This window comes from Salifodinibacter halophilus (genome assembly GCA_012999515.1).
GTDB classification, from domain to species: Bacteria; Pseudomonadota; Gammaproteobacteria; order Nevskiales; family Salinisphaeraceae; genus Salifodinibacter; species Salifodinibacter halophilus.
Genome location: JABEEB010000797.1, coordinates 1 through 233, shown reverse-complemented (window position 1 = coordinate 233; position 233 = coordinate 1). Strand labels below are relative to the sequence as shown.

The 233-nt window shown below is 68.7% G+C and carries 1 protein-coding gene; it reads right to left on the bottom strand.

The features are described 5' to 3' along the window. Positions 1-20: 20 nt before the first annotated feature. Positions 21-233: ring-cleaving dioxygenase (locus tag HKX41_13780; protein ID NNC25203.1), on the bottom strand; the 213-nt coding region annotated here is incomplete at its 5' end.

Genomic DNA, 233 nt, shown 5'->3' with positions numbered 1-233 from the left:
CTCGCGGACGGCACGTAGACTCAGTCGTCCGCGTCGGCCTCGGCGTCGGGTTGTTCGCTCTTACCCTCAGGCGTGGGGATCGTCACGTCGGGGAGGGTCGCCTCGATCTCCGTGCGGCGATCCTCGAATTTCCCGGGGAGGACGAGGCGGCCGCCGAGGTCGTCGAGCGGTTCGTCGCTCGCGTAGCCGGGGTCCTTCGTTGCGAGCTCAAAGAGGACGCCGTCGAACTCGCG